The following is a 19,275-nucleotide window of genomic DNA, read 5'->3' as shown; positions in this document are numbered from 1 at the left end:
TTAAATAAGCCCCATCGGTAACAAGCCGTCTTTAGCCGCGGCTTGATTCAGTTTAATTCTAGAATTTTGAACCTCATCCAAAGATTTTTTTAGATCTCGCAAAAGATCGTCGCCATCTTCGATGCCCACGGACAGCCGAAGAAGCTGATCCGAGATGCCGGCTCTTTTGCGAGCCTCTGCGGTCATAGAGGCATGAGTCATCGTTGCGGGATGGGCCACAAGGCTTTCGACACCACCTAAAGATTCCGCCAAGGTAAAAAGTTTTAAATGCTCAAGTAAAACTTTAACTTGATCAATGCCGCCTTGAACTTCAAAGCTAATCACGGCGCCGAATCCGGACTGCTGTTCTTTTGCTAGGTGATGTCCGGGATGGCTTTCAAGGCCTGGGTAGTACACTTTTTTAACCGCCGGATGTTGAGTTAAGAGATTCACCAGTTTTGCGGAGTTTTCTAAATGAGTGCGCATGCGCGCAAACAAAGTGCGAATCCCTCGCAACGTCAGATAAGAGTCAAAAGGAGTTCCCGTCAGTCCTGTGCAATTAGCCCACCACGTAAGCTGTGAATGCAGATCTTGCGTATCGGCAACAATGGCGCCGCCCACGACGTCGCTATGGCCATTTAAATATTTTGTAGTGGAGTGAATCACTAAGTTTGCGCCCAGTTCGATAGGTCTTTGCAAGGCCGGAGATAAAAAGGTGTTATCGACGGCGTAAAGCGTGTCATGTTCTTTACACAGATCACCAATTTTTTTTAAGTCGACAATTCTTAAAAGTGGATTGCTGGGCGATTCGACAAGCACCAGATCCGCCCCTTGAATCAGGTCTCTTTCAAGCTCTTTTAAATCTGAAAAATCAATAAACGAAACGCTTAAGACGCCTTTTTTTTCCAAGGCCGTCAGCAGGCGATGAGTCCCGCCAAAACAATCGTGGGGAGCTAGGACGTGGGCTTGAGGTGGGAGGATGTGAGTGAGAAGAGTTAAGGCCGACATGCCTGAGGAGGTGACAATGGCACCATACCCATTTTCTAATTTGGCGATGGCATCGGCTAAGAGGTCCCGCGTGGGGTTTCCAGATCTTGAGTTGTCGTATTCTCTGCGGCGACCTAATCCATCAAAGGTAAAATTTGTCGAGAGGTGAAGCGGGGGAGTCACGGCTCCAAATTGGGTGTCAGACGTCATACCAAGGGTGGCAGCAAGAGTTTGAAAGCTTTTCGAAGACATAGTTCGACCTCTCAAGATGGACTGTTTATTTAACAAAAGGTCGACGGAATGATTTAAGCGGGCTTAGGGAAGTGCTGGAGGGAAATTAATAAAGGATGAAATTTTCCCTAGCGCTTTAGCTGTTTTTCGCCCGCAAGCTGCATTCAAATCGGCGTTTCTGTTGCTTTTAAATTTTGCTCAACATTTTTATGAGCGCAAGTAGAAATTTAGATATGCTGCATTGAGTGACTCGTCTCAAGGTGAGGCAGTCGCTCGCTGATGTCGAAGTTTCGTCGGTGCTGGTGACAAAATATGTTTTTTTAGGGGCTAAACTTGTCTAAATTTGCTCTGAGGCGGCACACGAGTTGCTTTTGTTTAGCAGGATGATCATAAGGTTTTTTGTGGTTTTTTTATTCTTTCTAGCGCAGCCCGCTTTAGCGGAATTGTCTTCGGGTGCTTCTGATAGGGTGAATGATCTAGCGGGAAAGCAGGTCTATCACAGCGGACCGAACTGTTATAATTCCGTTTCTTACGTCAGTGGTTTTACGGACTTTCTTTATCAGACAAGCTCGATGGAATTAAAATATTATCTTTCTGAGTACTGTGAAGAAAATAAGGGAACGCCAAAAACAGGGGACATCCTGGTGATCGGTGTCCCCAATGAGCCCTTCGCAACGTCATTCGCCCATGCCGTCGTTCAGTTGGGCGATACAGAAATTTTTGAGAAGGGTGCTTCTACAGGTTTGTACTCAAGCGTTTTAAGTGGCGCTTACCCGACAAATCTTCAGCGCGAGTTGAAAAACACTTTTTATTCCCGTCGGGCTTATGCAGAGTCAGATTACGCCGCGATCTGTGCGGAAGATCCTGTGAACTGTCGTAACTTTTCGTGTCGTATCGACAAAAATAATTCTTTAAGTTTAGGTTCGGCCTGCAAAGCCTCGGTGTTGACTAAAAATTTGAAATCAGTTCAAGCTCAGCTTCAGGAAATTTCGTTTAATAGAGACCGCGACATTGATGCCCTATTGTTAAAAGTAATGAGCGATCTTAATGTGTTGATGAAAGATATGGACGAGCTTAAGCCGGGTGATGAGTGCTCGATTTACTATCTGTCCTCTTGGGCATCGGTGGACTGGCATTTGTCTTACGGGGTTGAATCTGAGGTTCTTCGTCAGAATCCAAAGTTGGAGCTTTTCAGATTAAAGTTAAAAACGCTCTACAAGGAAATCTCGTCGGTGAAGAAGGATTCTAAAAGTCGTTTTATTCTTTCCGGCGGATTATAACTTCAAGGCTGGGCTTAAAAAACAAAACCCCCGAAGATCGCTCTTCAGGGGTTCTTTATTTTTAACCTAACTCTTCAACTTCCAGTGTCATAAGTTCGGAAACTTAAGAAATTGGAGCGGGAGACGGGGCTCAAACCCGCGACCTATGCCTTGGCAAGGCATCGCTCTATCAACTGAGCTACTCCCGCGCTCAAAGAGAAACCAAAATTACAGTTGCCACAGGTTCTTGTCAACGGGTAAAAATTAAAAAATGAAGACAGTTTTAGTCGGACGACTTAAAAAATGGATGTTTTTTGCCGCCATAGGGTGCATTGCTTATTTTGTGGGCTATGTTTGGGGAATTCGTAACCAAACTATTCCTGGCCGCGAACCGGCCTCGGTTTCAGCGCCGGCAACAAAGTAAATGAACGGCGCATTTGAGCTTCAACCCTTTCTAAAAGGCTCTTTATTAGAGCTTCGGCCCTTGAGTCCTGCAGATTTTGAATCGCTTTATAAGGCCGCTTCGGATCCCCAAATCTGGGAGCAACATCCTCAATCCACGCGCTATCAAAAAGATGTTTTTCAAAAATACTTCGATGGCGCCATTAAATCTGGCGGAGCCTTTGCGATCATGGACCCCCAAACGCAAGAAGTCGTCGGTAGTTCGCGCTATTACGGCCTAGATTTAAATAAAAACCTCGTTCTTATTGGTTACACCTTCTTGCGGAAAGAATACTGGGGCGGGTCTTATAATCGAGATTTAAAAAAGACCATGCTGGCTCACGCCTTTCGTTTTGTAGACGTGGTTCATTTTGAAGTGGGCGAGACGAACACGCGTTCCCGCATGGCAATGGAAAAAATCGGGGGCAGACTTATCGGAACCGCAGATCTTGATGGCAAAAAACATGTCGTCTTTGAGATCACCGCGGAATATTTTAAAGAACATCTGGGGGCCGATATGCATTCTGAAAAGGAAATCTTAAAGGAGCTCTACGCGGCCCTTAACCGCGGCGATACGCCAACGGCTGTTTACTTTTTTGATCCACAAGGTGAAAGAATCGAGCCCGAAGGATTCCCTACATCGGGAACATATCGTGGTTACGCTGAATTGTTGCCGCACTTTGCTCAAGGGCGAGGCACTTGGGCTGAAGGCAGTTGCACTCCAGAAGATTTTATTTTCTACGGTGATAAAGTCGTTGTTCCGGTGCATGTGCACGTGAGGGTAAAGAACGAAACGAAATGGATTGATGCGCATATTGCCGATGGGTTTGTTTTTAAAAATGGAAAAATCATGCAAATGCGGACGTTTATAGAAAAGCCTCAAGCCTTAATTTGGGCTCAAGCTGCGTCTTGAGGTTGTGCGACGTTTTGTTGCGGGATTTTTAGTTGTAATTAAATCTTTGAATCCAAGGCCTGATAGAGGATTTTATTTTCCTTAGCCCGAGAATTTCGTTCTTTGGCTAAGGCATTATAATTGGCGATCATCTGTTCATAGATTTTAAGCTCACGATTAAACTGGGTCGCCAAAGTATTGAAGTTTTCAATGCGTTCACGGCTGGCTTCTTCGTCGATCTCCCGCTTTAAAACGTTGAGATGACTTTGTTTGGTGCGCAGAATTTTTGCGCGCAGTTCAATGTCTTTTTTTAATTCATCAAGGCGTGAATCCGTGTTCTTTAACGACACTTTGCGAGCCTGTAGATCCTGATAGTAATTTTCAGAAAGACGTACCAAGGCTTTGCGGTTTAAGAAGTACTTTAAGTAATGAGCCTCAAGTTCAGAAGGTAAATTAAGAATCTCTGTGCCAATAATGGAATGCAGCTCGCTTGGCAGAATGGAGGCATCCCTTTTGCGATAGTCTTCGATTTTTTCTAAAATATCTGCGTCCGTGATACCTTTTTGGACGGCCAAAAGTAATTTATCGGTTTTTTCGCGCTCCTCTTTATCAAGACGATCATAGGCGGCATGCAACATCTCGTGGGCGGCCGTGACGCTGATCATGTATTCAAGTTGCGGCTCCGGGATTTTAAATAGAAATATCTTGCGACCATTAAAGCACCCCAGGGCCGTGCTGCCTTCGTGTTTATTGCAAGCTTTGGTGAAGGCGACTTTATCCATCAGTTCGGGATCTGTGCGATAAAAGATCTTTTCGCCTAAATCGCTCATGAAAGATTTTTTGCCCAAAGCGGTAAGCTCAGCGGCATTTGCCAAGACGATATTTGGAAAAATGCATCCGACGATAAAGGTCAGAGTATAAATGAAATGCAGAGTTTTAGTCATCACCCTCATTATAGATCTTATCGGCAAAAAGGCGATTCGTCTTAAATCGAGAATTTTATAAATTCCTCTACTTATCCGCCCCCGCACACAAAGCCGACATAACAGCTTTCGCGGTCCTTAGTCCGTACGGCAATAGGCGTTTGCATACGCACATTGCCGCAAGCAATCGCATAACGAGAGAAAATGACCTGATATCCAGGAACCTTTTTGTATCTGAAGTTCACGCGAGCTTTATCGTGTTTAATGATAAAGTCTTGCACTTCATTACAACCCATTGCGGCGGGTTGAATCACCATGGGTCGAATCGTAAGTGACCGCATCGTCTTAGGGCGATCTCCACCTAAACCCCCACCAATAGATTGGGCGAAGACACTCGAACAAAAAACTAGCATCACGGTGATAATAGACATCACTAAGCCCATAGCAATTCCTAACTAAAAAGAGGTGGCGGGATGATCATTGTCGGCGAACCACAATCTATAGCGATATGGTTCCAAGCGACCAGGCGATCTCCTTCAACCTCTTGAGATTTCTGCAAAAATGTTTTTAAAGTCTTATTAATGGTCAGATAAAATTCTTTTTTTAAGGACTCGTTAGTCACGATAAAAAGATTTTCTAAATAACAAGGGCCGTTTTCACTGGCACGACTTAAAAGGTTTAAAGTCATGTTGGTGAATTCATGCAACGTCAGATCGCCTAAGTCCACATGTTGTTTTGTTACTATGACATAGCCCAAGGGATCCAGTTGCCAATATCCGAATTTGAGCAATGCATTGCGAAGAGCGCGGAATTCGTTTTTGCTGATGATGCTTGCCGTAAAAAGATCTTCGATTTCATCAATATGACGGCGCGGGGATATTCCGGCCATCGCAAAAACCATCAAATAGCGAAGATCTTTTTTTAAAAGACTGTCGATCTCTCTTTGATTGATGTGAGGTTGAACTAAAATTGAACTCATGGAGTATCCAAAGCCGCACGTTTTTGCCGGCGATGATCAGTTTGAAAGCGACTTTGGAAAGACTGCAGAAACATCATTAAAGTGCCACGTTCACAATCAGGTAAAGTAATAAGCTGTGATCTCACGGTGTCATGGAGGTTTTCAGTTTCTCCTAGTTGCCGACGAATAAGGGTCGTAATATCAATCCCCAGTGCTTCGAGGATCAACATTAGATTTGAAGAAGTCACATCCTTGCGGCCGCGTAAGAAATTGCTCATTTGCGCCGGGGTCATGCCGACCTCTTCACAGAGTTCAACTTGGCGAATCCCATGGCGCGCCATGAACCGCGCAATTGTGGGTCCTAAGTGCAAAGTGCTGGTTTTTCTAGCGATACTTTTTTTACTCATGGCCCCTCAGAAGTGAGGCTTGAGGACATAGCCCATTTGTGATGAAAACGCATGAAAAGCTATAAATAGAGGCAAATTTTACATCTCTTAGCTCCTAAATTCTGGATTTTACATGGGTAAATATCATTCGGCAGATTCGAGGGCGCTGGAGGTTCAAGAACTACCTAGGACCCCGGTGAATGCGTCGTATCTTTACAACATCTTAGAGAAGGCATTAAAAAATTCCTAAAGACATAAATAAAATGGGGGGATGTGCATGGCCTTGGCTATCACAAGTGCGGTTATTTTGATTTTTCTGGTTTCACAATCGGCGTTGGCCTTCGTCAAAGGGGATAAAGTCCGTTTAACCATGAGCCCCAAATTAGGTCCGTTCACCGTTGAAAGCTGCCAGACCGAAGACTCTCAAAAAATTTGTAAATTAAAAGAAGCCCGTTATTTTGTAAGCGCTCTTTATCTGCGCAAAAGCGATGAAGCGGCCAAGGTGGCCAAAGAGGCCTCGGTGGAAGAGACCTCTGGAGTGCGCGTGCAGGTTATGGGACGATAGTGCAGATAAGCGTGTATTTACGTTTATCTGGGACGTTTTCCAATTTTTCTTTATAGACCACACCTTCTGCCGATTTTTGAAATTTAAAACCCGTGCTGCCGACTTCGTCTTCGACGATCTGAGAGGTAATCACCAGGCTTGCTTGGCATTCCCGGCCTGCACAGTCACTATCTAGGACGAGGCCCAAATCGAAGTCTTCTCCGGTGGTCGTGTATTCATCTTGATATGTGTATCCTTCTTTTAATTCCAAAGAAACGCTGTGGACGTCTTTGCCGCTGACAAGCTTGCAGGTCAACGTCGGCTCTGCCGCCATGCTTTGAGTTCCTATCAAAAGACCCAATACCGTAAAAATCAATGCTTTCATTTAAGACTCCCTTTTGAATGGGCTTCTTATATTCGAGATGATCTATTCAGTAAAAGTGAATTGCAGTAAATAAATATGCAGTTTTAGAATAATTAAATCAGGCGGTAACCCACACCCGGCTCTGTCAGAATATGCACGGGTTCCGAGGGGATTTTTTCAATTTTCTTGCGCAGTTGTTTAATATAAATGCGTAAATAATGAGTCTGATCTTCGGCCGTCACTCCCCAAATTTGTCGCAGCAAGGTGTTTTGTGCGACCACCTTGCCCGGTTCACGTGCCAGGCGTGCGAGGACTTCATATTCCGTGGAGGTGAGTTTGATAGGCACGCCATCGACGGTCACCAGGCGGGCATTTAAATCGATGCGCAAATCACCGGACTCGAAAATCGGGGTGGCTTCCACCGTCCCACTGTGACGAAGACACACACGCACGCGAGCCAGAAGCTCTCCCGGGCTAAAGGGCTTTGTCAGATAGTCGTCTGCTCCCTTATCTAGCAATCGAATCTTTGTGGATTCATCATCGGTTGCGGTCAGAACTAAGACGGGCACGGTGGTCCATGCACGAAGTTCTTTTAAAACTTCATAGCCATCTTTATCAGGAAGGCCCAAATCCAAAATCACTAAATGAGGATGAAAGCCAGAGGCTTGCTCCAAAGCTTCCGCCGCGGTCTTAGCCTCTGAAAGTTTGTATCCTTTTTCAGAAAGGTGCAGGCGCAAAACATTGCGGATAGGGGCTTCATCATCAACGATTAATATGCGAACGCCTTCGTTCATGGGGCTTCCTGCGGTAAAGAGGGTTGGGGTTTTAAGGGAAGCGTGATTACAAAGCGGGTGCCTTGGGGCGGCCTCTCCGTGCAGACAATGCTTCCGCCGTGAAGTTCAATAATACCTTTCACGATCGACAGTCCAAGACCCGTCCCCCCGGGGGCCGTTCCCGGGACGCGATAGAATTTTTCAAAAACATGATTTCGCAATTCGGCGGGAATGCCTTTGCCGTCGTCTTCAATCACAACCTGAACAAAGCCGGCTTGATTTTCAGCGCGAATCCATATTTGAGAGCCTTCGCCCGCATACTGCGTGGAGTTTAAAATAATATTTGAAAGTGCATGTTCTAAAAGGCGGAAGTCCGCGTGCAAGAGTCCTTGCTGCGCATTGATATCTAAATGGACCGGGTGGCCATCTAGGGGTTTTTGCAATTTTCGTAATGTCACGCTTAAGATGTCGCTAAGATCTTGCCATTCTAATTTTAATGCGAAAGCGCCCGAGTTTAAACGACTCATATCTAAAAGATTTTCGATCACGCGATTTAAGCGATCGCTGGCTTCATCTAAGTCCTGGGATAGTTTTTCTAAATCTGCATTCGATGGGCTTTGTGCTCTGAGTCCCGTGCCAAGTCCCCTGATAACGGTCAAAGGCGTGCGAATTTCATGAGAGATGGAGTTTAAAAGTGTCTGATGCAAGCGTTCAGAGTCTTTTAAGCGCAAAGTTTCTTGGGCACGTTCTTTAAAAACTTCACGTTCAAGAGCTAAAGCCAATTGGCCCGTGATAGAATAAAGAAGATGGCCTTGGTCGGGACTTAAACGACGAATGCGACGTTCAGGTTTATATATAAAAACCCCGATCTTTTCAGACGTTCCGGTTAAAGGAATGTAGAGGGAATTAGACTGGCTTAAGGTGTCCGTGGACCAGCCGGCCATTTTTTGGTTCTGGTAAGCCCACTGGGCCACGGCGAATTCTTTTTCCTCTAATCGTCCTTGCGGAGTGTGTCTTTCAAGATCCCCATCCAGAGTTCTTAAAACGACGGCACAGTGGGCTTGTAAAAGTTCACCCACGCGTTCGGTGACTTTGGGGATGTATTCTTTGGAGCTAGGACTTTCGGAAATATCTTTTAACGTTTGATATAAAACATTGGTGCGTTCTTCACGTTCACGCATTAGACGTTCATGAAAACGAATCCTTTGCGTTAAAAATCCTGTGACTAGGGCCACGACGAAATATGAAAAACATAAAATCACATCTTCAGGTTGAAAAATCGCAAACGTAAAAATCGGGGGAATAAAACCAAAATTCCAAATTAAGGCGCTTAAACTGGCGGCCAACATCACGGAGCCCATACCGCCAAAAAATCCCACGATCATCACGCCTAAAAGAAATAAAAATCCCACCGAGCGATAGCCCACGGCGGGAACAAGGACGACGCCCGCAATGCTTAAAGCGACAAGGAAACACAACGTGTACCAATATTTGGCAAAACCGGTTTGCGACCGTAACATCAATATTTCCGTCATCAAGCTTGGCGGAACGACGACTTTATCTTGCCGCAACACGTGCACGTCGACCTCGTGATGATCACGAACAAGTTTGTTTAAAAGAGATCCCCCTTCAAGCACATGTCTAAACCAACGGCGGGTCGGGCGTCCCACGATGATTTGCGTGACATTTTTTTCGCGAGCTAATTTTTCCAGGGCTCGCGGTAAATCTGTTTCTGTAATATTGATGACCTCGGCTTTAAGTTCTTGTGCGAGCTGAATATTTTTTTGCAATTGCAGCTGATCTTCGTCATTAAGATGAATTCCGGTATCAACATGCACGGCAATCCAAGGTGCTTCCAGGTTGTAAGCCAAGCGGCGAGTCGCCCGAATGAGTTTTTCTGAAGACGGGCTGTGTGAAATAGCGACCAGCAGACGCTCGTTCGTCTGCCAGGGCGTGCTTTTGCCAGTATTAAAGCGCTGTAAATCTTGATCGACTCGCTCAGCGGTGATTCTTAAGGCGATCTCGCGCAAAGCGGTGAGCTTGTTTTCTTTAAAAAAGTTTTCTGCGGCTCTTCCGGCTTTGTCGCCGAGATAAACTTTTCCTTCTTTTAAGCGCTTTAAAAGTTCATTCGGGGCAATATCAACAAGTTCGATTTGCGTGGCTTGCTCTAAAATAGAATCAGGGACGGTTTCTTGAATCGTGATCCCGGTGATGCTTTCAACGGCATCCTTACGGCTTTCTAAGTGTTGAACGTTTAAAGCCGTGTAAACATCAATGCCGGCATCTAAGATTTCTTGGACATCTTGATGGCGTTTTTTATGGCGGGATCCTGGGATGTTAGTGTGGGCCAATTCGTCCACGATCACGAGTTCCGGCTTTAAGGCTAAGATGGCATCGATATCTAGTTCTTCAAATGAAGAGTTGCGATGAATAAGTTTTTTTCGAGGAAGTACTTTCAATCCTTCTAGCAAACGGGCTGTATCGCTTCGCCCGTGAGTTTCAACAATACCAATAACTACATTGCGAGCTTCACGAACTTTTTGATGGGCCGCTGTCAGCATGGCATAGGTTTTTCCTACTCCGGCTGACATGCCTAAAAAAACCCGCAACTGGCCACGGTGATTTTTAGCTTCTTCGTGTTTGAGTTGATTTAAAAGATCTTCTGGGTTGGGACGCTTGTCTTGATCCACGGGTCGTCAGCTCCTAGTGACTGCCACTGACTTTATCAAGAGCCAAATTCAAAGCCAACACATTTACAGTGGGTTCACCCAACAGTCCCCATTGTCTGCCATTTGTATGTTCTAAAAGCAGCTTTTGCACCAAAGCTTCATCCACACCTCGTGCTTGAGCAATGCGAGCGGTTTGCGCCGCAGCTGATTCGGGACTAATATGAGGATCTAAACCGCTTCCTGACGCGAAAGCCAATTCTTTGGGACGGGAGGCGATGGCTTCTTTCAAGGCTTTTGAGGTGGGGCCTAAATTAGAACCTCCCGAAGGCAAAGGATTGTAATCCACGGCCGACGGGCGCGGCCAAAAATATTCGGGACGTTGGAATTTCTGGGCAATGAGCAAGGAGCCTACGACCACGCCGTCTTTCACGACAAGCTGACCTTCGGCTTTTTCTTTATAAAAAACCTGGGCAAAACCGGTAACCATCAGGGGATAAACAACGCCGCAAATAAGGGTGAAAGCTAAGGTAATTCTAAATGCAATCCAAAGAGTTTTCATAAGTCACCTCTAAATAAAATGAAAGCTTGTGATCAGGATGTCGATGATTTTAATTCCCACAAACGGGATGAGTAATCCACCCACGCCATAAACTAATAAATTTCGTCTTAAAATTTTCGCCGCGCTTAATGGGCGATAGGGAACACCTCTTAAGGCCAGTGGAATCAACGCCACAATGATCAAGGCATTAAAAATCACTGCACTTAAGATCGCACTTTCCGGCGATGCCAAATTCATAATATTTAATTTTGCCAAGGGCCCCGGAGTGCCCGAGGTCATATACAATGTCGCAAAAAGTGCTGGTAAGATCGCAAAATATTTCGCGACGTCATTGGCGATACTAAAAGTGGTCAATGATCCGCGGGTCATTAATAATTGCTTTCCGATTTCAACAATTTCAATGAGCTTTGTCGGATTGCTATCAAGATCCACCATATTGCCGGCTTCACGCGCCGCTTGAGTTCCCGTGTTCATCGCAACACCCACATCGGATTGCGCTAAGGCCGGCGCGTCGTTCGTGCCATCGCCGGTCATCGCAACCAGGTGGCCTTCAGCTTGTTCATCGCGAATGCGTTTTAATTTTGTTTCCGGAGTGGCCTGTGCCATAAAATCATCCACGCCAGCTTCGGCCGCAATGGCCGCCGCGGTGAGGGGATTGTCACCGGTAATCATCACGGTGCGAATACCCATTTTACGAAGCTCGGCAAAGCGTTCTTTAATGCCGCCTTTCACGACGTCTTTTAAGTGAATCACACCTAAGATGTTTTCATTTTCTGTCACCACTAAAGGTGTGCCACCCTGTTTTGAAATCATATCCACAATCGCATCTAAATCGCGGGGGATATTGCCTTTAAGGCTTGAAACATAATTCTTCACAGAGTCTGCCGCCCCTTTGCGAATCTGGCGGGTGTTTCCGTTATCCGTGATATCCACACCACTCATCCGAGTCTGCGCGGTGAAAGGAATGAAGTGACTTTGCGCAGTCTTTAAACTTTCTGCGCGAAGGCCGTATTTTTCTTTGGCTAAAACGACCACCGAGCGGCCTTCGGGAGTTTCGTCTGCCAAAGAAGCAAGCTGCGCGCATAAAGCGAGATGCTCTTCTTTAACTCCGGATACAGAAATAAACTGGCTGGCCATGCGGTTCCCTAAAGTGATGGTGCCTGTTTTATCTAAAAGCAGAACATCAATATCGCCGGCGGCTTCGACGGCTCGGCCGCTCGTGGCAATCACATTTTTACGGATCAAACGATCCATACCGCTAATTCCAATGGCACTTAAAAGTCCCCCAATGGTGGTCGGAATTAAACACACGAGCAATGCAATCAATACCGGCACGGTGACAATTTCATGAGTCGCAGAATCAGGTCCAGCGCCATAATTGATAAACGCTTTAAGCGTCACCACGGCTAAAACAAAGATGATCGTTAAGCCCGAAAGCACGATGCTTAAGGCAATTTCATTGGGAGTTTTTTGTCTTTGTGCGCCTTCTACTAAAGCGATCATGCGGTCTAAAAAGCTGTTCCCACTTTCGGCGGTGATTTTTATGACAATACGATCACTGATGACTTTCGTACCCCCAGTCACCGCACTGCGGTCGCCACCAGATTCGCGAATCACCGGAGCAGATTCCCCCGTGATCGCCGATTCATCAACACTGGCAATGCCCGAAATCACTTCGCCGTCACCGGGGATCAGATCGCCGGTTTCACAAATAACGGTGTCGCCTTTTTTAAGTTCCGCGGCGGCTATTTTTGTCTCTATGTTATTACGTAACAGACGCGCCATGGCAGTGGTGCGTGTTTTTCTTAAAGCACTGGCTTGGGCTTTGCCTCGGCCTTCGGCTAAAGCTTCGGCAAAGTTTGCAAATAAAACCGTGAACCAAAGCCACAAGGCGATTTGCAATTCAAAAGATTTTGAACCACTTCCGATGTGGAAAATCACGTAAAAGGTGGTCAAGACGGCGCCAATCAAAGTGACAAACATCACCGGGTTTTTTATTTGCACTCGGGGGTTCAGCTTGCGGAACGAATCTTTGAGGGCCGGAATAAGAAGATCTTTATTTAAAAAACTATTTTGCGTATTCATACGTTTGATCCTTAAAATGTCAGACCTTGCATCATTAAGAAATGTTCAACAATAGGCCCAAGAGCTAATGCGGGTAAGAAGGTCAGTGCGCCGATGATTAAAATAATACCCGTAAGAAGAACTCCAAAAAGGGGAGTGTCGACTTCAAAAGTTCCGGACGAAGCGGGAGAGTATTTTTTTGCGGCAAGACTTCCCGCCACGGCCAATAAAGGTAAAATGATGGCAAAGCGCCCAACAAGCATGGCGATAGAAAGTGCCAAGTTATAAAATGGGACGTTGGCGTTAAGTCCCGCAAACGCACTGCCATTATTGGCGGCCGCCGATGTGAAGGCATAAAGAATTTCCGAAAAACCATGCGGACCTTTGTGCGCAAGGCTGCTTAAAGCCGACGGAGTGAGTGTTGCCAAAGCCGTGCCTAAAAGAATCATCGCGCACGGAGCAAGAATAGCTAAGATCACCATCTGAATCTCGCGCGCCTCAATTTTTTTACCTAAGTATTCGGGTGTTCGGCCTACCATCAGACCGGCAATAAAAACGGTGAGCAGGATAAAAAGCAGCATTCCATAAAGACCCGCGCCCACACCGCCAAACACAATTTCCCCGAGCATCATATTCAACATGGATATGCCGCCGGAAAGGGGGGTGAGAGAAGAATGCATCATATTGACAGCGCCACAAGAAGCGGCTGTCGTGATGCTAGAAAAAAGAACGGAATTAAAAACTCCAAATCGAGTTTCCTTTCCCTCCATAGAAGGTCCTTGGATTCCTAAGGCGAGGTTGCGGTGATATTCTGAAAACAAAGACAAGCTTGTTAAAGATACAAAAAGAGCCAGCATCACGCCAAACACCACCCATCCGTGACGACGAGCTTTGGTCATGGAGCCAAAGGTGTAGGTCAGAGCGGCAGGGATAAGGAAGATCATCAGCATTTGAATAAAGTTAGAGAGCGCTGTGGGATTTTCAAAAGGATGAGCCGCGTTGGCATTAAAAAAACCGCCGCCATTTGTGCCGAGCATTTTAATTGATACTTGTGAAGCCGCAGGACCTAACGGAAGAATTTGTTTTGCTCCCTCTAAGGTGACGGCTTCGGCGTAAGAGTTCAATGTCTGGACAACTCCGTCAGACACTAAGAAAAAAGCCCCGAGCAAAGACAAAGGCAAAAGAACATAAACGATGGCGCGGGTCATATCGACCCAATAGTTCCCGATGGATTTTGAAGACCGACGAGAAATCCCGCGGATGAGGGCCACTGCCACCGCAATGCCTACGGCTGCGCTGACAAAGTTTTGCACGGCTAAGGCCAGCATTTGGGTGAAGTAACTCATGGTGATTTCGCCGGAATAACCTTGCCAGTTGGTGTTGGTCACAAAGCTTACTGCCGTGTTTAAAGCCGAATGCCAAGAGGGCGCCGAAAGACCTTGGGGATTTAGAGGTAAAAACCCCTGTAGCATCTGGATGAGAAATAAAATCATGATGCCTAAAAAATTAAACCCCATCAGGCTGACGGCGTATTGTTTCCAGGTCATTTCGTTTTCAGGGGCTCCCGCCATGCGATAAATCAGGCGTTCCATCCATCCTAAGACAGGATGCATGAAAGTGTGTTCCCCTTGAAACACTTTGGCCATATAGGCCCCGAGTGGCGGAGTCAGGGTGATAAGAACCGCAATAAAGAATAGAAACTGCAGAGAGTCGAAGGTGTTCATGGGCGCCTCCCTTTAAAATTTCTCAGGGTGAAGGAGGGCGTAAGTTAAATAGATCAGGATGCCGACGCTAATGCCTAAAAGTAGATATAGTTCCATAAAAGCTCCATGTTGTGCTTTTACAGACTAGTTTTAAGGGGCGTAAAAACGATATAAAAACGGGGCGTGTTAGGTTAAACGTGAGACGAGCTTTTTAAGCTGGGCTTGTTCGGCCTTTGTCAAAGGGCTTAGGAACTCTTCGGCGACCTTGACGTGTAGTTCTGAAAGTTTGCTGACCGCGTCTTTACCTTTGGCGGTAATGCCGACCAATTTGATACGGCGATCGTTGGGGTCGGGCAGGCGTTGCACCCATTTTTTCTTTTCAAGACCATCAATGAATTTGACCATGGAGGCTTTATCAATACCCATATCTTGACCCAGGGCAATCTGGCTGACCGGGCCTAAGACATGGAGAAGCTTTAAGATTCCAAGTTGTGGGCTGACCAGGCCTAAGGGTTCAAGTTCGGTCATCAACAGGCTTTTATATTTTAAAGCCGCCTTGTTAAAGCAATATCCGAAGTAAGCTTTTAAGACCGGGTGGACCCCATTATAGCGACCCTCCACCGAACATGCGGAAGTCTCATTATCAGTAGGTTTCTTTTTGGTTTTCATTTTGGGACCTCCTTTTTAGATCGTACCGCAAATCGTTTGTGTTGCAAACGGTTTTGTAGTAAAACTATTCCATAAAGGTGATTCCATGAAGTTAAATACTTTGACCCCTCTCGTAATTCTAATCCTTTGTCTCAATATAAATCTCCAGGCTCTGGCGCAAAGCGAGACTCTGACACTGCAAAAAGCGGTGGATGAAGCCCTGGGGCATTCGCCCAAGGTGCAAAAGTCGGAGTCCGTTTTTCGTGAAACCGGCTGGAAGAAAACGGAAAGCTATGCGGGTTTTTTGCCTACGCTGACCGCCTCGGGCAGTTATCTATTTGATAAAAAATATGCCCTGACAGATGTAAATATTGGCAATGGTCCGCTGACGATCCCACAAATCGTGCCCACGACTAATTTTCTGTTAACGGCTCAGTGGAGTGTCTTTGATGGTTTGCGCAGTATGAATAGATACTGGAGTGCCGAGTCTTTTGAGGAGTCTGCAAAAGATGATTTCGACTGGACGCGGTTTCAAGTCGAGCGCGAAGTCGTTGTGCTATTTTATAAAGCCCTGGCGGCAAAAGAGTTAAAAGCCGTCGCCGAACAAAATGTGCGCGCCTTAGAGGATCATTTAAAAGATGTCCGTCTTTATAAAAAGGTCGGATCTGCGACAAACTTAGACGTGCTACGCATCGAAGTGCAAATGAGTGAAGCTCAGTCTGAGCTTTTAAATGCCACAGACAATGTGGACTCGACCAAAGCGCGCCTCAGCGAGGCTTTAGGTGAAGATAAGGATATCGCTTCTGTGGACGGAGCACTGCCGCAGTTAAAGTCGGATCTTGTTTCTAAATTAGAAAAAATGAATCACGAAGGACGTAAAGACTTAAAAGCTTTGCAAGCACGGGCGGAGGGATTTCGTCATCAAGAAGATGCGGCAGAGCGCTTTTTAGTACCGCAAGTGTCTTTGTTTGGCCAGTATCAGTACTACAATAACCGCGATGATCGTTTTGATGACTATGATAAATTCCGGGATGCTTATCAGTACGGGGTTATGTTGACCTGGAATTTATTTGACGGAATGAGCTCGATTTCAAAATCCAAACAAAGTATTGAACAAAAGTATCAAGCCGAAAAAACCTTACGTCAGTCCGAGCTTAAAGCCCAACGCGATTTTGATTTTTGGAAGCGTAAGTTTGTGTATTTCTGCTCGGTTTATGAGTCTCGTAAAAATGATATCGTGAAAGCCGAAGAAAGTGTGCGCCTTTCGCGTGAAGGACAAAAAGTCGGGGCAAGAACCAATACAGATGTTCTGGATGCAGAAGCTGAATTGTATCGCGCCAAAGCAGGTGCTGTGAACGCTCAAGTCGGGGCTATTGAAGCCATCGTCAATTTAGAGCTCAGCACCGGTGAAAAATTAGTTCAATTTAATTAAGGTTGGTATTTATGACTAAAAAACAAAAAATCTTTTCAGGCCTTGGGGCTGTCGCTGCTTTAGGCATTATCTATTTTATTTACGAACACTTTATGTATGTCACCACGGACAACGCGCAAGTGGAGGCTCATTCCGTGCTGATCGCGTCTAAGGTGGGCGGTTACATCAAGGAAGTCCACATCAGCGAAGGCATGAAAGTAAAAAAAGACGATATTCTTTTTGAAATTGATGATCGCGATTATCAAAACACCTTAAGACAAATCAAAGGTGAATTGTCGTCTTTAGAAGCGCAGAAAAAAGATTTAGACCGAAACGCGAAGCGCTTGTCAGAGCTTTACTCTAAAGGAGTGGTATCACAACAGCAATTTGATGCTTCTTCAACGGCCTTTGCCGGGGCTAGAGCCAAATATGAAGCGATTTCAGCCCAGGTCGCGCAAGCCGAATTGAATTTGGAAAACACCAAAGTGCGTGCCCCTTCGGATGGTTATATCGCCAAGCGCTCGGTGGAAGTGGGGCAACTCGCGGCGCCAGGGGTGCCGATGGTGGGATTTGTCGACAGCGGAGAACGCTGGGTCACGGCGAACTTTAAAGAAACAGAAATTGAAGGTGTTCAACCCGGGAAGGCCGTTGATATTTCTATTGATGCTTTTTCCGGAAAAAATTTTAAAGGCGAAGTGGAATCTGTGAGTTCCGCAACAGGGGCGACCTTCACTCTTTTACCCCCTGACAACGCCACGGGCAATTTTACCAAAGTTGTTCAGCGGGTTCCGGTTAAAATCAAAATCTTGAATGTGTCTCCGGAAGAAGTGAATGTGCTTAAGGCGGGCTTGTCTGCTTATGTGAAAGTTCATAAGCACTAAGGAAGTTTTATGAAAAAGGAATCCGTCCTGATCATTGTGGTGGCGGTCATGGCATCGCTGCTAGAGATCATTGATACTTCCATTGTCAATGTGGCCTTACCCACGATGATGGGAAATCTGGGCGCCACGTTAGAAGACATCAGTATGGTGATCACCGGTTACGCCATTGCCAACGCGGTGGTCTTACCCGTGTCGGCATGGCTGGGGGAGCGCATTGGTCGTCGAGTTTATTTTTTGGGTTGTATTCTTTTATTTACCCTGACTTCGGTGGCCTGCGGCCTTGCACCCAACTTAGAAAGCTTGATTGTCTTTCGGGTTTTACAAGGTTTGATGGGCGGGGCTCTTTTGCCAACCTCACAGACGTTGATTTACGAGCAATTCCCTAAAGAAAAAGCCGGCATTGCGGGCGCGATTTTTGGGATGAGTGTGATGATTGGACCAACACTCGGGCCGGTGATGGGTGGTTATCTGACGGATAACTTTGGCTGGCGCTCGATTTTTAATATCAATCTTCCGCTAGGTTTGATTGCGCTTTTTATCGGGATGATGGTGATTTTTGATCGTCCGAAAGAAACGGCAGAAACTGATGGAAAACCGCCCTTAGATATTTGGGGTCTGACCTTCTTGGTGATGGGCATTGGGTGTCTGCAATACGTGCTTGAGCGCGGTGAGGCGGATGACTGGTTTGCTTCGCGCACGATTTTGTTTCTTTCTATGATCTCGGCCGTCAGTCTGCCACTTTTTGTGTGGTGGGAATTGCGGGTGAAAAATCCGATCATCAATGTGCGCCTGTTCTTAAAGCCTTTGGTCAGTAATGGTGTGTTGTTGATGGGGATGGTAGGATTCTTCCTTTACGGGGTCGTATTTATTTTGCCGATCTATGTTGCCCGCACCTTGCATTTTGATGCGACCCAGACGGGGATGCTCTTTATTCCCGGATCGCTTCTAACTGCGGCCCTGATGCCTTTTGTGGGGAATATGATGTACAAAGGGGTGAATCCGAAATGGCTCATCTTTGTGGGACTGATGTCGTTAGAAGTGTGTTTGTATCTGATGACGTTGCTTTCACCCTTGTCGGCGGAGGGTGAGGTCTTGCGCATGCTCTTTGTAAGGGGTTTGGGAATGGCCTTCTTATTTGTGCCAATCAATTCATCCATTTTAAGTCAATTCCATGGAATCGAGATGGGCCAAGTATCAGGTTTATTAAACCTGGCTCGGCAAATCGGGGGCAGTATTGGGATTGCGTTGATTGGGACTTTGCTAACAAAAAAATCCCATCAGAATTATTTGGATCTGAGTGGCAATATTTCGTTGTTAAATCCGAACGTGCAAAGTCAGTTTTCTTCGGGGGCTGCGGGCATGGGGATGAAAATGAGTGATGCGATTGGTATGGCCAGTGGCCAGGATGTCGCCTTAAGAAGTCTTTACGGGCGCATTCAAAATCAGGTTTTTATGCTCAGCTTTCAGCAGTTGATGTGGACGATGATGATCATTTTTGCGATTTCGTTCATTCCTTTATACTTCTTAAAGTACAAAGAAAAAACCAATGTGGTGGTGGATTCGCACTAGATGAAAAGAACCAAGCTTCCTCTTGGTTCTTTAA

At 46.0% G+C, this 19,275-nt stretch carries 20 protein-coding genes and 1 tRNA gene; 7 read left to right on the top strand and 14 right to left on the bottom strand.

The window, feature by feature from the left end:
• Positions 1 to 1,218 carry a cystathionine gamma-synthase gene (gene metB, locus AZI86_RS14615; RefSeq protein WP_061836002.1) on the bottom strand — a complete coding sequence of 406 codons (1,218 nt, stop codon included), beginning with the start codon at positions 1,216 to 1,218 and terminating at the stop codon, positions 1 to 3.
• Between the two features lie 380 nt (positions 1,219 to 1,598).
• On the opposite strand from metB, the gene AZI86_RS14610 reads away from it, so the two are divergent.
• Positions 1,599 to 2,477 (top strand): hypothetical protein, encoded by an 879-nt coding sequence (locus tag AZI86_RS14610; protein WP_061836001.1) that lies wholly within the window; start codon positions 1,599 to 1,601, stop codon positions 2,475 to 2,477.
• Positions 2,478 to 2,589: 112 nt separating this feature from the next.
• Here AZI86_RS14610 and AZI86_RS14605 read toward each other — a convergent pair.
• A tRNA-Gly gene (locus AZI86_RS14605) sits at positions 2,590 to 2,665 on the bottom strand.
• A 62-nt stretch (positions 2,666 to 2,727) separates the two neighbouring features.
• Between AZI86_RS14605 and AZI86_RS19255 the strand changes: the two genes are divergently transcribed.
• Together AZI86_RS19255 and AZI86_RS19055 are read left to right on the top strand one after the other, a co-directional pair.
• The gene (locus AZI86_RS19255; RefSeq protein WP_157684718.1) at positions 2,728 to 2,880 is read left to right on the top strand and encodes a hypothetical protein; all 153 of its coding nucleotides are present in this window, start codon (positions 2,728 to 2,730) and stop codon (positions 2,878 to 2,880) included.
• Positions 2,881 to 3,810 carry a GNAT family N-acetyltransferase gene (locus AZI86_RS19055; protein WP_081111949.1) on the top strand — a complete coding sequence of 310 codons (930 nt, stop codon included), beginning with the start codon at positions 2,881 to 2,883 and terminating at the stop codon, positions 3,808 to 3,810.
• 38 nt (positions 3,811 to 3,848) lie between these two features.
• On the opposite strand, the gene AZI86_RS14595 is transcribed toward AZI86_RS19055, so the two are convergent.
• From AZI86_RS14595 to AZI86_RS14580, 4 genes are all read right to left on the bottom strand, one after another.
• Entirely contained in the window at positions 3,849 to 4,733 is an 885-nt protein-coding gene (locus AZI86_RS14595; protein WP_061836000.1) for a hypothetical protein, read from the bottom strand.
• A gap of 71 nt (positions 4,734 to 4,804) precedes the next feature.
• The gene (locus AZI86_RS14590; RefSeq protein ID WP_061835999.1) at positions 4,805 to 5,155 is read right to left on the bottom strand and encodes a hypothetical protein; all 351 of its coding nucleotides are present in this window, start codon (positions 5,153 to 5,155) and stop codon (positions 4,805 to 4,807) included.
• A gap of 8 nt (positions 5,156 to 5,163) precedes the next feature.
• The gene (locus tag AZI86_RS14585; RefSeq protein WP_061835998.1) at positions 5,164 to 5,691 is read right to left on the bottom strand and encodes a hypothetical protein; all 528 of its coding nucleotides are present in this window, start codon (positions 5,689 to 5,691) and stop codon (positions 5,164 to 5,166) included.
• The gene (locus AZI86_RS14580) at positions 5,688 to 6,077 is read right to left on the bottom strand and encodes a helix-turn-helix domain-containing protein (protein WP_061835997.1); all 390 of its coding nucleotides are present in this window, start codon (positions 6,075 to 6,077) and stop codon (positions 5,688 to 5,690) included. Before AZI86_RS14580 ends, AZI86_RS14585 begins: the two co-directional genes overlap by 4 nt.
• Positions 6,078 to 6,333: 256 nt before the next feature.
• Between AZI86_RS14580 and AZI86_RS14575 the strand changes: the two genes are divergently transcribed.
• Positions 6,334 to 6,621 (top strand): hypothetical protein, encoded by a 288-nt coding sequence (locus tag AZI86_RS14575; protein ID WP_061835996.1) that lies wholly within the window; start codon positions 6,334 to 6,336, stop codon positions 6,619 to 6,621.
• Here AZI86_RS14575 and AZI86_RS14570 read toward each other — a convergent pair.
• The 8 genes from AZI86_RS14570 to AZI86_RS14540 all read right to left on the bottom strand — a co-directional run bounded on the left by AZI86_RS14570 (position 6,608) and on the right by AZI86_RS14540 (position 15,401).
• Positions 6,608 to 6,985 carry a hypothetical protein gene (locus AZI86_RS14570; protein WP_061835995.1) on the bottom strand — a complete coding sequence of 126 codons (378 nt, stop codon included), beginning with the start codon at positions 6,983 to 6,985 and terminating at the stop codon, positions 6,608 to 6,610. The genes AZI86_RS14575 and AZI86_RS14570 overlap by 14 nt on opposite strands.
• Before the next feature lie 92 nt (positions 6,986 to 7,077).
• Positions 7,078 to 7,758 carry a response regulator gene (locus tag AZI86_RS14565; protein ID WP_061835994.1) on the bottom strand — a complete coding sequence of 227 codons (681 nt, stop codon included), beginning with the start codon at positions 7,756 to 7,758 and terminating at the stop codon, positions 7,078 to 7,080.
• Positions 7,755 to 10,427: a sensor histidine kinase gene (locus AZI86_RS14560; protein ID WP_061835993.1), complete on the bottom strand. Its 2,673-nt coding sequence runs from the start codon at positions 10,425 to 10,427 to the stop codon at positions 7,755 to 7,757. The genes AZI86_RS14565 and AZI86_RS14560 overlap by 4 nt, the downstream gene beginning before the upstream one ends.
• Positions 10,428 to 10,440: 13 nt before the next feature.
• Positions 10,441 to 10,965 carry a potassium-transporting ATPase subunit KdpC gene (kdpC, locus tag AZI86_RS14555; protein ID WP_061835992.1) on the bottom strand — a complete coding sequence of 175 codons (525 nt, stop codon included), beginning with the start codon at positions 10,963 to 10,965 and terminating at the stop codon, positions 10,441 to 10,443.
• A 9-nt stretch (positions 10,966 to 10,974) separates the two neighbouring features.
• Positions 10,975 to 13,050 carry a potassium-transporting ATPase subunit KdpB gene (gene kdpB, locus AZI86_RS14550; RefSeq protein WP_061835991.1) on the bottom strand — a complete coding sequence of 692 codons (2,076 nt, stop codon included), beginning with the start codon at positions 13,048 to 13,050 and terminating at the stop codon, positions 10,975 to 10,977.
• A gap of 11 nt (positions 13,051 to 13,061) precedes the next feature.
• Positions 13,062 to 14,753: a potassium-transporting ATPase subunit KdpA gene (kdpA, locus tag AZI86_RS14545; RefSeq protein ID WP_061835990.1), complete on the bottom strand. Its 1,692-nt coding sequence runs from the start codon at positions 14,751 to 14,753 to the stop codon at positions 13,062 to 13,064.
• A gap of 12 nt (positions 14,754 to 14,765) precedes the next feature.
• Positions 14,766 to 14,849, bottom strand: a complete 84-nt coding sequence (kdpF, locus tag AZI86_RS19515; protein WP_081111948.1) for a K(+)-transporting ATPase subunit F — start codon at positions 14,847 to 14,849, stop codon at positions 14,766 to 14,768.
• 69 nt (positions 14,850 to 14,918) lie between these two features.
• The gene (locus AZI86_RS14540) at positions 14,919 to 15,401 is read right to left on the bottom strand and encodes a MarR family winged helix-turn-helix transcriptional regulator (protein ID WP_061835989.1); all 483 of its coding nucleotides are present in this window, start codon (positions 15,399 to 15,401) and stop codon (positions 14,919 to 14,921) included.
• A gap of 85 nt (positions 15,402 to 15,486) precedes the next feature.
• On the opposite strand from AZI86_RS14540, the gene AZI86_RS14535 reads away from it, so the two are divergent.
• Genes AZI86_RS14535 through AZI86_RS14525 form a run of 3 tightly spaced genes read left to right on the top strand, consistent with a single transcriptional unit; the run spans position 15,487 to position 19,241 of the window.
• Positions 15,487 to 16,812, top strand: a complete 1,326-nt coding sequence (locus AZI86_RS14535) for a TolC family protein (RefSeq protein ID WP_061835988.1) — start codon at positions 15,487 to 15,489, stop codon at positions 16,810 to 16,812.
• 11 nt (positions 16,813 to 16,823) lie between these two features.
• On the top strand, positions 16,824 to 17,672 hold the full coding sequence (locus AZI86_RS14530) for an HlyD family secretion protein (RefSeq protein WP_061835987.1): 849 nt from the start codon (positions 16,824 to 16,826) through the stop codon (positions 17,670 to 17,672).
• Between the two features lie 9 nt (positions 17,673 to 17,681).
• Positions 17,682 to 19,241 carry a DHA2 family efflux MFS transporter permease subunit gene (locus AZI86_RS14525; protein ID WP_061835986.1) on the top strand — a complete coding sequence of 520 codons (1,560 nt, stop codon included), beginning with the start codon at positions 17,682 to 17,684 and terminating at the stop codon, positions 19,239 to 19,241.
• Positions 19,242 to 19,275 lie beyond the last annotated feature (34 nt).

This window comes from Bdellovibrio bacteriovorus (assembly GCF_001592735.1).
Lineage (GTDB): Bacteria > Bdellovibrionota > Bdellovibrionia > Bdellovibrionales > Bdellovibrionaceae > Bdellovibrio > Bdellovibrio bacteriovorus_D.
Note: the sequence above shows the minus strand (reverse complement) of the source record. Positions and strands in the feature narration are given on the sequence as shown.